This window comes from Granulicella aggregans, assembly GCF_025685565.1.
GTDB lineage: Bacteria > Acidobacteriota > Terriglobia > Terriglobales > Acidobacteriaceae > Edaphobacter > Edaphobacter aggregans_B.
Genome location: NZ_JAGSYE010000001.1, coordinates 2,267,766 through 2,281,797 on the forward strand (window position 1 = coordinate 2,267,766; position 14,032 = coordinate 2,281,797).

5 protein-coding genes are annotated in these 14,032 nt (G+C 59.0%); 1 reads left to right on the forward strand and 4 read right to left on the reverse strand.

Annotated features, from left to right (window positions below; translation table 11 throughout):
- Positions 1–10: 10 nt before the first annotated feature.
- Both OHL18_RS08990 and OHL18_RS08995 read right to left on the reverse strand, forming a co-directional pair.
- Positions 11–2,215, reverse strand: coding sequence for a DUF1800 domain-containing protein (locus OHL18_RS08990; protein ID WP_263374469.1), 2,205 nt, complete (start codon positions 2,213–2,215; stop codon positions 11–13).
- Between the two features lie 187 nt (positions 2,216–2,402).
- A complete protein-coding gene (locus OHL18_RS08995; protein ID WP_263374470.1) occupies positions 2,403–3,758 on the reverse strand; it encodes a hypothetical protein in 1,356 nt (451 codons plus the stop codon).
- Positions 3,759–4,217: 459 nt separating this feature from the next.
- Here OHL18_RS08995 and OHL18_RS09000 point away from each other — a divergent pair, with 459 nt between their 5' ends.
- Positions 4,218–12,041, forward strand: coding sequence for a beta-1,3-glucanase family protein (locus OHL18_RS09000; protein ID WP_263374471.1), 7,824 nt, complete (start codon positions 4,218–4,220; stop codon positions 12,039–12,041).
- Positions 12,042–12,056: 15 nt separating this feature from the next.
- Here the strand turns inward: OHL18_RS09000 and OHL18_RS09005 are convergent, their stop codons facing one another.
- Complete coding sequence (locus tag OHL18_RS09005; RefSeq protein WP_263374472.1) at positions 12,057–12,911, reverse strand: glycosyltransferase family protein; 855 nt, start codon at positions 12,909–12,911, stop codon at positions 12,057–12,059.
- Positions 12,908–14,023 carry a radical SAM protein gene (locus OHL18_RS09010; RefSeq protein WP_263374473.1) on the reverse strand — a complete coding sequence of 372 codons (1,116 nt, stop codon included), beginning with the start codon at positions 14,021–14,023 and terminating at the stop codon, positions 12,908–12,910. Before OHL18_RS09010 ends, OHL18_RS09005 begins: the two co-directional genes overlap by 4 nt.
- Between the last annotated feature and the right edge of the window lie 9 nt (positions 14,024–14,032).

Genomic DNA, 14,032 nt, shown 5'->3' on the forward strand with positions numbered 1-14,032 from the left:
TGGCTCTCCTCTAGTGCTCGATCTTGTACTGGGTCGAAGTAACGACGAGATACGTCGCGACTCGAACGCGTTCGCCCATGTCGGTCAGTGGGGTGATGTTGTTGACGATGGCCGAGCGCATGTCGGAGGACATCTGAGAGTGAAGGAAGAGCGTGCCCAGTGTGTCGACAAGGTTGCCAGGATTGGAAGCGATCACGCCAAGGGGGCTTGTAGCGGATAGGTCCACGTTGAACCCGCTGATGCGGTTGTAGACGACGCTGTTCGCAAGGGAGAGTCGGAGGATGGCTGAGGCGGTATTCTCCAGGCCGAACTCAGGCGCGTTCGTCGTGGTACCGGGGACGACATATTCAGGCGGGAAGAAGTTGAAGACGCTGGCGGAGGCATAGGGCTTCTGGCCCAGAGTGAAAGTGTAGTTGCCGAGGGTGCTGAAGGAAGCGTTGGCAACGACGTCATTGCCTGCAACCGTGTCGTTGTTGGTGAAGCCCAGGCCGCGAAGAAGATCAGTCAGCCATAAGACGGGTTCGCGAAGATGACCGCCCTCGACGGTGGGATCGGTGTCTCCGGCGCGCGCCTCCTGATCCATCAAGATGGCGGTAATGACGGCCTGCATGTCGCCGCGAACGCCATTGCCGTTGTTGGCGAAGACAGCAGCGACACGGGCGACGTAGGCAGGACTCGGATTCGAGGCGACGAGGTGTTGGATGAGCTGACGGCAGACGAAAGGGCCGACGTTCGGGTGATTGAAGATATTTTTAAGCGCCCCGTCGAGGTCTTGTTGAGCTGTCTGGCCGGTGGGAAGAGTCGCGCCATCCAGGAGGATCTTCGCGCCCGTATCATGGGCGCTTTCGACCGCTGCCATGGGCATGATGTAGTTTGCAGCGCCATTGGGGAATTTGGTTGGGCTCCCCCCCGTAGACGTGGCATAGGTCCAGCCGGTGTAGGCGCGGGCGAAGGCCTGCACCTGGGCTTGCGTGTATGTAGGAATCGGGTTGCCGCTGCCGTCGAGTTGAGGAGTGCCGTCGGTATTGAGAAGGTTCAGGCCCAGGGTAAAGAGCTGCATCAATTCGCGGGCATAGTTCTCGTTGGCGATCTGCGTGACGCCATTGACCGTACCGGGCTTGTTGCTGTTGAGCATGTTCAGATAGGCACCCATGCCAGGGGAGAGGGTGACGTCGTTCATGATGGTGGAGAAGTTGGTGAAGGCGTCATTCGCAAGGGTGTTCTGGAAGGCCACAACAGCCCGGGCATTATCGGTGTCGGTGGAGATGACAAACATCTCGGAAAGGGCGAAGGCCACGCGCTGACGGAGTTGGTCGGGAGCTGTGAGGGTGGCTTGCCACCACTCCGACTGAAGGCACGGGACCGTTGTCTTGGTGCAGGCCGTAGGCGGCGGGTTGGAGATGAGGGCGAGGGTCGTCGGCGGTGTCTGAAACTGCTGATTGAGGTACGCAGCTAGACCGATGTTCTCGACGTTCTGGATGTCGGCGGTAGTGGGGCCGAAGGTCGCCTGGTCAAGCAATCTGGCGGCTGCCGTCGCTGTTGCCTGGGTGAACTGCGCATTGAAAGAGTTCGACGACACGCTGCCCGGATCCGGATTCACGACGGTCACCGGCAACGTCGTGGCACCTGCTGGAAGTGTCACGCTGGCGGTAGCTGTGAGTTGAGTCGCAGAGACGAAGGTAGTGGGAAGCAGGTTGCCCTGAAGCTCGACTTGCGCTCCGCTGACAAAATCCGTCCCGATAACGGTGAGAGTGTAGTTCGGAGAGACGCCTGTGACGGTAGCGGAGTTCAGGACCGGAATGGGATTGAGAACGGCTTCCGCCAGTGAGCCCGATACAGCGGTGTTGGCTTGGCTGACTGCCGTAATGATCACAGTGTTGGGTGAGGGCACTTTGCTGGGAGGAGTGTAGAGGCCAGTGGAGGAGATCGTCCCCGTGGCAGCGGACCCTGCAGCGACTCCGTTCACCTCCCAGGTGACGGTGGTATTCGAAGTGTTCGCGACTGTCGCCGATAGCTGCACAGTAGAGCCGAGGCGAACCTGCGAGCCTCCGGTAACCGTGACCGTGATGACAGGCTGTGGCGGAGTAGAAGGCGGACTTGTAGTCGTGTTGCCGCCCCCGGAACAGCCGGCGACCTGAAAGGCCAGAAAGGCCGTGGCAGCGAAGACGTAACGATGCTTCCGGGTGCACGGGGGGTGCTCCACGTGAGTGGCCATGATTGAAACTCCGCGGACTCATAGATAGCGGGGTGTGACGGTCGGTCCCCGGTGTTCAGTCGGCAACAGCGTTAACGGGATTGTTGACACGAAGTCGCGGTTGCGATGCAAAATATATCGAAGACACGCCACAATGGGTGGGCACCGGACCACAAGGGCCCCGTTACTCCAACTATGGATAGGCCACCTACCAGCAGTCGCTTGCGACGACATGTGGCGGCCCGTGTTTCCCCTCAATCACATCCGTAGACAAAACGACCTCTATGTTCTCCCGATTTTGCACGGAGAGTGCCTCGGTCCAGGTTCGCAAGGCATCTTTGTCGGTTACGAACTCTGCCGCCGCTTCGGTGCCACTCTTGCCGATGCCGGCAATGACGATGACGAGCTGTTCGATCTGGGGATCGAAAAATCTCGCCACGATCGCATAGTCGCGGGAGGTGGAGAGAGCGCTCTGTGAATTGTCGAACTGCCATCGCGAGTCGGGATGCTGGGTGTCTTGAATCTCGTGCAGCGAATTGCTGAGAGCTCCGAATCGGAAGCGAAGGGTAGAGGTGAGCCGCATGGTCCACATGTTGTCGAAGCCTCCGATCAGGACGATCGGCCCGCGGCGGAACTCTTCGATCGTGGTCTCGGCGGCGCTCTGCGTATGCAAGGGGAGGGAGTGCTGCGCGAGCACGCTCACAACTTCGCTGTAGCTGACGACATCGCTTATCGAAACCATATTCGAACGGATCATGGAGTTGAGCACGGTCTCGCCGCCCTGCGGTAGCTGCGCGAGACTCGTCGGGGAAAGATCGTTGCCATGAGTGTCGAACGAGTGAACTCCGAGGACAATCATCGCCGGCGCTTTGGAGCGGAGTATTGGCCCCCAGAAGAAGGTCATACCGGCTTCCTGTCTGCGTGCGTTCGCGACGTCGACGAGCGTGACGGAACTTAGCGCGAGAACCACCAGCGTTCCCAGTGCAAAGATCGCTTGCATGCGCTTTGAACGAAGAGGGCGGCGCTTCGCATCTGCGGGAGATGCCTCCAACTCAGGCGCAGAAACGATGTTCTCGGGGATCAATGGCGCGGTGACCGGGAGCGGGCTGTCCAATAGATGCGCTTCGGGTGTGCCTTCGAAGTCTGGATTCACAAAGGGCAGGGGTGTCGTTTCATGCGGCGGCAGGAAGCGCAACGCATAGGACCCCAGTGGAAGATCCAGGCGTAGCTCATGGTCATGATTTGGAGACTGGTAGTACTGCGCGATGCGCTTGCGCACCTCGCCGGCCGTGATACGTACCACCGGGTCGGCATTCGTGTCATAGTCGGCGGGTCTGCCGAAGACCTCAATGCCGAGGGTACGTTCCTTTAGTGCATCCATCCTTCCCAGTAGGCTCTGTTGGACGAGGTACCGGAGTAGAGCGGGATAACGCTTGCTGTTGCGAAAGTGAGTGCTGCTCACCACGCGTTCCAACTGCTTCTGGACCTCTTCGGGACTCTCCCACGCAGGGCGGCCCGTGCTGGCTTCGTCTTCAGCAATCGTACCTAAAGCCGTCGATGACATAACACGCCCTTCCCAGGTCTTCAAGACAACAGGTCAAGCATCCCCGTCGATGGTCACATTTTTGACCGCCAACAGTAATCACTTCAGTGAAACCACCGTATCATACGTCGTTGTAAACAAAACAATACAAGGGCCGTACCGACAAATCACCGGGTAATTTTTGCCCGATACCGTAACAAACCTTCCTTATGGGTGGGGAGCGCGGTTAGGGTGTGACTTGTCATTGCATTTTGAGTTTTTGCATGGCTGCCGCAACCGACTTACTAGGCGCAGCGCGATCCGACCCCTTAGCCCGAGCTGTACTCGGAGGGGCTCAATAGCGCGAAAGTTGCATCATCGCCGTCCGTCACTGAACCTGTTTGCTGCACTAGGATTGCGAGAGACCGTTCTGTCATCGCCTTGCTTCTCTGCTTTCTTCAGTTATCCCCTCCCTTAACTGCTGTTCTGAAAGGCATCGCGATGAAAGAACTTCGCATAAGCGTAGTGGTCATACCCAGGTTTAGCGTGATTGAGGTGGCCGGCGCTCTGCTGCTACTCGTCGTCTCGATGTGTTCGATAGCCATGGCGCAGCAAGTGGAATCTTCGCTGCCGCTCTCGCAGCGGATGACAATCGACCTGGCCGCAGGCGTGCCGGAGTACATCGCGAACGCCGCGTCGGCCTCCAATGCGCCTCAGAGCAACTGGTGGTTTGAGAACACGGCGAACGAGACGGCCTACTCGACCCAGGGCTTTGCGGAGAGCAGCGACTCGAGCGCCAAGTGGCAGCAGGTCGGTCTGCCCTACGACGCGAACATCCCGAGGACGTTCATCAACCAGACCTCCGGCGGCGGGCAGGGTTCTCTGACTGGCAACGACAATTGGTACCGGCTTCACTTCAAGGTCGACCCGAAGCTCGCCGCGCGCAAGTTCATGCTGGAGATTGAAGGTTCACACACCGGCGTGCAGATTTACGTTAACGGAACCCTGCTACCCGGTATCAGCGCGGTGGCTGCCGACGCGAAGGCGACGCACGTGATCGGATTCGTGCCGGTCGCCGTGGATCTCACACCGTATCTGCATGCTGACGGGATGACGGATAACGTGATCGCCATCGATGTGTCGCGAGGCAGCACGTGGTTCGAGCAGCCCAACTTCTCCGGTGCATTCCGGTTCGGCCAGGCCATGGCGGGATTGTTTCGCAATGTGAAGATGTTCGTGACGAACCAGGTCCATATTCCGATCAATGTCTACTCCAACCAGAAGACCTGGGGCACGTATGTAGGGACGGTCTCGATCGTTCCCGCAGCCGATGCGACTGCGACAGCCGCTTCAGCGATTGTCGAGGTCCAGACCAATGTCCTGAATGAGTCGGCGACGACGCAGCAGGTCACTTTGACGACGCAGGTTGTCGATGCGAACGGCGACGTCGTGGTGACGGCCCCGCCCATCACGCAGCCCGTCGCTCCGATGACCTCCGCCAGCTTTCCTTCGACGGCGCAGGCGATGTTTCAGCAGCAGATTACGGTGCCGAACCCAACGCTGTGGTATCCGAACAACTCGACCTTCGGCAAGCCTTATATGTACAAGGTCTACCACATCGTCAGCGTCAATGGGACAGTGGTCGACTCAGCGCAGAGCCCGCTTGGAATCCGCACGATCACGTGGGATAACAACCTGCCCTACTTCAACGGTCACGCCACGTACCTATGGGGTGCTTCCGGTCGTTATGACTATCCGGCGCTGGGTTCGTCGGTTCCGGATGAGCAGGTCTGGCGCGACATGGCGCAATTTGCTGCCAGCGGAGGCAACGTCTGGAGGCCGGGCCATTCGACCAGTAGCGAAGAGTTTGTCGAAGCAGCTGATGCATACGGAGTCATGATCGACCAGCCGAGTGGTGATGGCGAAGGCAGCTTCACCAATCCTTCAGCGGACGATACAACGCTGAAGACCGAGATCCATCGCGACATGATCATCCGCGACCGCAGCCATCCTTCGATCCTTGATTGGGAAGAAGACAATGGCGGCAACAACATCAGCCTTGTGAACACGCTTTATACGCTTGAAGCGGAGTGGGACAACATCAATCCGCGTCAGCAGGCGACGCGGGCCTACTTGCCCGCCTACGCAGACTTTGTCGGACTGCAGGAGTGCGATGGCGCGGGCTGTGAGTCTGGCATCAAGAATAGTAATCCCACAAAGCCCGCGTTTGGTGCGGAGTACTGGGACAACATCGGCACGGGGCGAGGCCTCGCCTACGACAACGAGTTGGCGTTTGCCGCGCCTTATCTGAATGACTGGCGTCAAGGCCGCGTGAACAACGCCTATGGCATGGCGCAGTGGTACTTTGCCGATACACCGGGCGAGGTAAGCCTGTGGTCTGAGTATCAGAACATCGTCGACAACAGGATCGATCCGACGACCGGGCAGAAGGTCGACAGGTCGAACTACGTTCGTTCGCTCGGATACTCGATGGTCGACCAGAACCGGTTCCCGAAGCTGCTGTATTACATCTACCAGGCAAACTGGGTCCCTTTTTCGATCAAGCCGGTGGTCGCCTTGGCGCACCACTGGAACCGCGCCTATGAGTACACACAGGGCACGCCGATCCAGGAGAACGCCTTCAGCAACTGCCCCGCCGTGCGGCTGCTCATCAACGGAGTGAACAAGGACCCGCTGACCGGCGCAACGCTCGCAGACCAGACACCCAACCCATGGACGGTGCAGTCGGAGAATGACCTGACACAGAACACTACGGTGATGCCGGGCCAGGTGCACTGGATGGTGAACTGGGCCGCGGGCACGGTAACCGCCGAGTGCATCGACAACAGCGGCAACGTGGTAACAAGCGCGACTGACTCGCGAACGACTGCGGGTGCGGAGAACAAGATCGTGCTCAAGGCGGTCTCCGGGTTAGTGAAGCCGGACGGAACCAGCTTCCAATGGACGTCGAATGGATCGGATGCTGCCTTTGTGGTGGCTGAGGTTGAGGACGCACAGGGCAACATCGTGCCAACGGCCGCCGATAACGTGACCTTCTCGGTAACAGGACCCGCGCAATACATGGGCGGCACGGAGCAGGTCGTCGCGAGTCCTTTGTTCACGAGCTATTACCAGGACGCGTTTTCGGAGGCGAACAGCAACGTCATCAATGGCGTGCCGTATGCCTTCTTTCACTCGCCGGGCGATCCTGAACTGAACTTCGAAGGAGGCCTGACGAAGATCGCGCTTCGCAGTACCTTCACGCCCGGAACAGTCACCGTGACGGCTACAGCACCCGGCCTGACGAGCGGAAGCGTTCAGCTGACCTCCGTGGCGCCCGCACCTCCAGTGCAATCGCAGCCACCGGCGATCATTGTGCCGCCGATGAGTCAGTCGGTAACGGCGGGTTTCCCGGCGACCTTTACTGTCGCGGCCAGTGGTTCTGGATCATTGAACTATCAGTGGTACGCGGGCAACACCCCCATTGCGGGCGCGACCTCGACGAGCTACACCACGCCTGCAACCACAACCGCGAACAACAATGAGACGTTCATGGTGACGATCACCAGTGCGAGCGGGTTTGGTGCGGTCACATCGAATCCCGTGACGCTCAGTGTTGTTGCGCCGGCCAACACGGTCATCACAACTCAACCAGCCTCGCAGTCTGCCGTCGTAGGACAGACGGCGACGCTGACCGTGGTTGCCTCGGGCTCTCCGACCCTGAACTACGCGTGGTACGAGGACAACACGCAGGTAGCGAATGGCCCGCAGAACACCTTCACGACGCCAGTGCTTACAGCGGCCGGAACGCACACGTTCTACGTGATCGTGAGCAACCCGCTGAATAAGGTGCAGTCGGCGAACGCAGTCCTTACGGTCAACGCCGCAACGCCCGTGAGCTTCCTTACCCAGCCTGCGAGCCAGATCGCCGCAACGAATCAACCGGTGCAACTGACAGCGACCGTGGCTGGCTCCGCTCCCTACACCTACCAGTGGCAGTTCACGCCGCAGGGCGGGCAGACGTCAATCCTCGAAGCGAACACGCAGCTCTCGAACTCGATCTCCTACGTAATTCCGGCTATGAGCGCGGCCAACGTAGGAACGTACACCGTCACGGTGAACAATGCAGCGAACGTTCCTGTTACGAGCGCAGCCGCGAAGGTTACGCTGGCTCCTCCAGGGAACAACCTCGCGCTCGGCAAGCTGGCCACTTCAAGCAGCACACAGAACGCCTGCACCGATGCGACCACTGCGCCACCATATACCGGCGCAGGCTGCCTGGGCGCGGAGAACGCCGTGGATGGCAATCTCAGCAGCCGTTGGGGTTCGGCCACCGCAGGCGCGCCGCCAACACCGGCAATAGCGGGCGTCGATCCGTCATGGCTACAGGTGGACCTTGGTTCGGTACAGCCGTTCAACACGGTCGTCATTACGTGGGAGGCGGCCTACGCGGCCCAGTACCAGATCCAGTACACCAGCGCCGACCCCGCAACCAACCCAGTATGGAGCGTTGCCACAACCAATAACTCGGGCGCAGGCGGAGCCGAGACGCTTACCTTCCCGACGGTACAGGCTCGCTACGTTCGGATGCTTGGCAAGGTGCGAGGCGGCAACTACGGCTACTCGATGTGGGAGTTCCAGGTCTACAACATCCCTCAGCTTGGGGCGTCGACAGAGCGTTATAGCGTCAGCGCCAGCAACCCGGCGTTGATCGTCGATAACCTGCTTGGCCTTACCTGGACGAGCACAGTCAAGACCAACCCGGTGATCGGTTCGCAGTTCACGGGAGTCGACGCGGCGGCATATTGCTCGAGCATCGGCATGAGGCTTCCAACCCAGGCCGAGGCGCTCGACATCAGCGGCATCAATAATTCGTCGAAGGCGTTCCCAGGCGCATGGAATACCTGGACTTCGACGGTCGATCCGAACAATGCAAGCCAAACTGCGATCGTAGGATTCGACGGCAGCGTGGAAGAGAAGGTGACGAACAACTGGCCCGGCGAGACGCTCTGCACCATGGGCACATCGTCGGCACAGGCTGCAGCGATCCAGACACAACCTCTAGCCACGAATGCTGCGGTTGGGCAATCGGCCATGTTCACGGTGGCTGCGACAGGGAAGCCGTCGCCAAGCTACCAATGGCTGGAGAATGGCAACGTCATTCCCGGTGCGACCTCCGCAACCTACATCACGCAGCCAGTTGCAACGACAGACAGCGGCTCAACTTTCAGTGTGATCGTGCAGAACGGCGAGCGCACCAACACCAGCACCCCAGTAAAGCTAACGGTCGGAGGCAGCACCGGTGGTGGAGCGACCGCACCGGTCATCACATCCCAGCCATCCAGCCAGACGGTGACGGTCGGTACGGTCGCGACCTTCCGTGTCGTTGCCACAGGAACCGGAACGCTGAGCTTCCAGTGGCGGAGGAACGGCGTGGCGATTGCAGGAGCCACGGCCAATGCCTACACAACGGCGGCAACGGTGGCGTCAGACAACGGAGCGCAGTTCAGCGTGGTTGTGAGCGCTAACGGCTTGTCTACGACCAGCGGCACAGCGGTGCTCACCGTCGGTGCAAGCGGCAGCACAGACGGCGGAGGCAACGATGTGGTTGCTATCGACGCCGGCAGCCCCACAGCAGTCGGTAGCTTCGCGGTCGATACGATGTGCGCCAACGGTTCGGAGTTCGACCCGGGCCAGGCAATCACGATACCCACCGGAATCGCATCGATTGCGGCACCGGAGAAGGTGTATGAGAGCGCCTGCCAGGGCAACCAGACGTTTGTTATCGGCGGCCTCGTCTCAGGCAGCAGCTACACCGTTGTGTTGCACTTCGCGGAGCTGTACTTCACGACCGCGGGCTCCAGGCAGTTCAACGTAGTCATCAATGGATCTCCGGTCGCAGGGCTACAGAACTTCGATATCTTTGCCGCCGCCGGCAACGCGAGGTTCACTGCTGTAGTGAAGTCAATCGCCAACGTTACGGCCATCAACGGGCAGATCATGATTGCCTTTACAAGAGGAGCTGCGGACCAACCGATGTTCAACGGCATCGAGATACAGGGCGGAACGGCGGCGACCACGCCTGTCACCTCCGGTATTGCCATCGACGCCGGAAGTCCAACGGCCATAGGAGGCTATTCCGCAGACACGATGTGTACTGCTGGCTCAGAGTTCGATCCTGGCCAGAGGATCACAATTCCCGCTGCCATCGCATCGAGCGCAGCTCCAGAGCAGGTCTATGAGAGCGCCTGCCAGGGCAACCAGACCTTCACCATCGGAGGGCTGGTTACGGGCAACAGCTACACTGTGGTGCTCCACTTCGCGGAGCTGTACTTCACGACCGCAGGCTCGAGGCAGTTCAACGTAGCCATCAATGGATCTCCGGTCGCGGCGCTGCAGAACTTCGATATCTTTGCTGCAGCGGGCAATGCGAGATTCACCGCAGTGGTGAAGTCGATCGCCAACGTGACAGCGGTCAATGGCCAGATTGTGATCGCCTTTACCAGAGGCGCGGCTGATCAACCGATGTTCAACGGCATTCAGGTCCTGGGTACTACGGCAGCACCTCCGACTCCAACCGCACCCACGATTACCGCGCAGCCGAAGAGTGTGACCGTCTCTGCGGGAACAAGTGCGACCTTCTCGGTCACGGCAGGTGGAACAGGGCCATTCACCTACCAGTGGATGAAGAGTGGTATCTCCATCTCCGAAGCAACCAGCGCCACCTACACGACGCCACTAACGTCCACCACGGACAACGGCAGTTCGTTCACCGTTACCGTCAAGAACAGTGGAGGCTCAACACTGTCGAGCGCAGCGATATTGACAGTGACTACGGCAACCGCACCGACGATCACCTTGCCACCCGTAAGCCAGACGGTAACAATCGGCCGACCAGCCGTGTTCACGACGGTCGCTACGGGCTCAGGGACACTCACCTATCAATGGTCGAAGAACGGCACGCCGATCGCTGGCGCGACGAGCGCCACCTACACTACGCTGGGAACGACGGCCACGGACAACGCCGCCACCTTCACTGTGGTTGCCTCAAGTGGTGGCGTCGCGTCCGCGCCGTCGGCGAAGGCTGTCCTGACGGTGAACACCGCCAATCCTTCGACGGTTACCTATCCCGGAGTGATTGGGACTGATCTGAACAACAATACGAATGGAGCATACTCCGACAGCCAGATCTACGTTGAGGTCCTCGGGAACAATCCCGCAAACGGGAATGCGCTCTCGTGGGTGGGCGCCGATGGGAGCGTTCATGCGGCGAGTGTTGCCGACAATACGGCGGCAAACCACTTGACTGGACCCGACGGCAAGAGCTATCCCGCCTATTCGTTCACACTGGCGCAAAGCAAGCTGCTGAAGCTGCCCGCTCTGAGTTCTGGCCGCGTCTACATCTCACTGGGCGCCCCGATGTATATGCCGATCATGCCCGCTCCGGTAGGAGCGCCTCTCGGATACGCCGGGGCAAATCCGCAGAATGCTACCGATCCAAACCTCAAGACGCACTACGACTGGTATGAGTTCACAACCGGACTGAACTCGGATGGGACACCGAACATCTACATCAACACGACGCAGGTCGACCAGTTTGGCTTGCCTTTGTTGCTGGATGTCTGGGATGCGTCGCCGGAGATCAATGTAGGCGGTGTTGTTACCAACCACGGACAGACCGGCATCAATGAGTCCGTAGCCGCGCTCGATGCAGAGTACGCAGCGCAGACTCCGGCGGCATTCCACGTCAACCCGGTGTCGAACCTGCGAATTCCCGCCCCCGCGAAGGACACCTTTGCCGCGGGAGGGGCAAACGATACGTACTTCGATAGCTATGTCAACTCCGTATGGAGCTACTTCGCGACGAACACCCTGACCATTTCGCTGAACAATGGCAGCCGTGAATTTGTGGGCAACACAAACGCCACGCAGTTCCAGTTTGTAGAGAAGAACCTGAACAACGGAGCGTATGTAGGAGGCAACTACATCGTCGGCAAGCCAACCACACCGGAGATCCTCGCGTGTGATGGCGTGTTCAACAACGATGGCAACAACGGCAACGGTGGTCCACAGGCAGGCGGAACGCTGGCCATCGAGGTGCAACTCTGCGCGGCGTTCAATCGTCACGTGGTCGAGACCCCGGCCCAGTGGAGCGTGCCCGCGGACTTCTACCTTGCCGCGCCTGCAAACTACTACGCGCAGTTCTGGCATAACCACAGCGTCGCGGGACTCGCATACGGCTTCCCCTACGACGATGCGAGCGGCTTCAGCTCCACGATCCAGTCATCGCATACGCAGCACATGGCGTTTGGCATTGGCTGGTGAGCGAAGGAGATCTGTTCATGCGGTATACAAGCGGGCCTCTGCTTCATCCCAGTTGCGCCAACCGGGTTGTCCGGTGCCATTGACGAAGTGCAGAAGATAAGGGTGCAACCGCGCTGAGTCGGGATCAAGCGAGTAAGTTTCGTCATAACGGTAGGAAGAGGGAGTCGCTTCCTTGCGCATCGCATCCGAAAGGCCGCGCATGCCATCCACGATGTAGTTATACTTCGGGGCTAGCGTCAACTGGTCCTGGAGACCGAACTTCCAGACCGTCGCGACCAGAGTCCCCTGATCGCGAGTCTTCCACTTGGGATCTTTGAAGATCGAGAGGGTGGAGCTGTGCCATGTGTCGAGAAAATCGGTGGACTCCGAATCGAACAGAAAGACACCACCATTCCAGTGCTGCCAGTTCTGATCGGAGACAACCACCCCAAATTTTGAGGCGATCGCCTCTCGCAGATGATCGCAGCTTCCGCTTGTGCAGGAACACCGCACGGCGAATCGGCTGAACTTCGAAAGACGAGTGTGATCGGCAGCGAAGGTGACCGGTCCTCTCTTGCGTTGAAAGATTCTTTGCACGCCCTCGTGAACGGCGACTACGTCGCTATCGATGTAACAGCAGATGCGCTCGCCGACATTGACGATCCTGTGCAAGCCAGTCTTGAGCACGATGCTCGCCTGATGATTGTCAAACTCTTCCGGGACATCGACGCGTATGACCTGGTCGTGTTCAATTGTGTTGTCGTAGCGCGCGGCCACCACGACCACTTCCTGCCTCGTAAATCTCTTGAGGAATCGCAGCGAAGTGTTGACCTGGTCGATGTGGGTGTTTCCAGTCACAGCATAAGCAAATACATTCGCGCATCGACTCATTGAATGGCAGCTCCCTGAATGACTTGCACGTTGGGAGGGATCACGCCGAGGCAACGCTTCCTCAGCCGGTCAATTTCATTCTCCCAAACAGGATAATTTCCCCCCATCGCCAACTTGAGCATGTGTCCCTGTTTCTCCATGATGTCTACGATTTGGCTGAGATCGTCAGCATCAAGCGTATAAAGGCTCAGGTGTGGCGGGCGGCGGACGATATTCACCCACACCACGCACTCCATCTGCTCGCAAAATACACAGAAATCTGCGAACTCCTGCCAGTTCCGCCGCATCAGGCAGTAGGTCAATCCGAAGGTCGTTTTGTTGAGCCTGGAGTAGCTTCGGAAGCGCCTCACATTTTCCATGACTTTGCCATGATCGGCGTTTACCCGGATGTCTTCGTAGGTCTCTTTGGACATCGCGTCGAGCGAGACAACGATCCCAACCGGCATCGAATCCAGGACCCTCTCGACCTGCGAGTTATAGTGTGTGCCGTTCGTCGTCACGGTCACGGGTAAGCGGATGCGCTCTTCAAGCAGCATCTCCCAGACTCGGAAGCACTCCGTTTGGAGAAACGGTTCGCCTCCGAGAAACTTGGCTTGCTGCAGATGCGGGAGATAACTGCGGAGCTCCTCAAAGAACTTATCGCCGTAGACCCGGGGAATCGGGGGCAGCTTTTCACGTCGCTGACGGATTGCGGAAGAAGACTTTCCGTCGCACATGACGCATTCAAGATTGCACTGGTTGCTGATGGAAAACTCCATGAGCTTCGGCCACTCCGGGGTCTCGGAGGTCACGGTGAACTTATCCCACTTGGTAATGGGCGCATGGAGGAACTGTCGTGTGCTCAGGTGCCACTCGCAGAACTGACAGCCCCGCTTGAAGTCCAGCCGCTTGACTGCGGATCGTATCGCGGCGATCGCGGTACCTTTCCATATCTCGTCCAGCGAGTTCCTCGTCACATTTCCCACGATGTTGGACCAGTTATGACAGCAGACACGCACGTCTCCCGAGGTATCGAAGTAGAGCGACGTATACGGGGCATAGCATCCGGAAAGAAACGCCTGGTTGGAGAGGTTTCGTGTCGCATCGAACGCCGAGATGGTTTCCTGGTCCATGGCTCACCT